2 protein-coding genes are annotated in these 1,188 nt (G+C 46.5%); both read right to left on the reverse strand.

Annotated elements, in window-relative coordinates; all coding sequences use genetic code 11:
- Positions 1 to 740, reverse strand: a 740-nt coding sequence (locus HC725_RS16515; protein ID WP_190332950.1) for an Ig-like domain-containing protein, incomplete at its 3' end; no start/stop codon positions are given.
- An 11-nt stretch (positions 741 to 751) separates the two neighbouring features.
- Positions 752 to 1,188, reverse strand: a 437-nt coding sequence (locus HC725_RS16520) for an OmpA family protein (protein ID WP_190332951.1), incomplete at its 5' end; no start/stop codon positions are given.

Raw genomic sequence — 1,188 nt, forward strand, 5'->3', positions numbered from 1 at the left:
CTGTACGTTGCATCGGCAACTAACTGCTGAGTCTGACCTTTTGCTACGTTGACCGGTGAAGGCGTCACTTGAATCGATGTAATGACCGCTGCCGACACATTCACATCCACCGTATTACTGGTCACGCCATCTTTGGTGGCCGTGAGGGTGGTATTACCCACCTCAACCGCAGACAATAACCCAGTTGATGACACGGTAGCAGTAGCTGTATCGATACGAGTCCACGTCACTGAGTTTGTGACCGCAGAGGAACTACCATCGCTGTACGTTGCATCGGCAACTAACTGCTGAGTCTGACCTTTTGCTACGTTGACCGGTGAAGGCGTCACTTGAATCGATGTAATGACCGCTGCCGACACATTCATATCCACCGTATTACTGGTCACGCCATCTTTGGTGGCCGTGAGGGTGGTGTAACCCTCGTTGGTAGCAGTAAATACGGCTGGCTCATTAAAACGCCCTACATCAGAGTCGCTGGTGTGCCAATCACTCACGGTTAAGTCCATCAATGGATGAGATGAGCCATCAGAGTAGTGACCAACCGCCTCAAAGGGCTGCTTGTTACCCATCGCAAGCGTCAATTCACTAACACCTCGTGTTGTTATTGGTGAGGCGGTGATATCTATACGCTCTAATTTTACCGTTGAGTCCGAGAAAGCACCCTCTGAATTACAACCGGTTAATAACGTTAATAGTGGAAAAACCACTATTAAAAATAAGACTTTAAAATATTGACTCATAGTAATACAACCTATTCTTGAAAGTGGAAGTTAGGGATGGTGATTTCAACTCGGCGATTTTCAGCTCGTCCTTCTGCAGTATTGTTATCTGCAACAGGTTGAGACTCACCTTCACCTCTCGACTTAAGTTGTGCCGGTGTAGCTCCCAATTCAATCAGTTTATTGACGACCGCTTGAGCACGATGCTCAGATAGGTTTTGATTGTAGAGTGCTGAGCCTGTTGAGTCAGTGTGTCCAACAACCACGGCCTGAGCTTGTGGGTGAGAATTTAATACTGAAGAGGTCTCAGTTAATTGCTCAGTAAACTCTTGGCTAAGTTCGACTGAATTAAAGCCAAACAATCCTTCTGTAGTTTTTGGTGAAAATGCCTGTATTTGAGGCGGTGCTTTTGCAGTGGCTGTCTCTTTAACGGGAGTATCTTCAATAATAGACGTCGGTGCTGTTTCGA

Origin of the sequence: Vibrio sp. S17_S38, from assembly GCF_014694375.1 — a bacterium.
Taxonomy (GTDB): domain Bacteria; phylum Pseudomonadota; class Gammaproteobacteria; order Enterobacterales; family Vibrionaceae; genus Vibrio.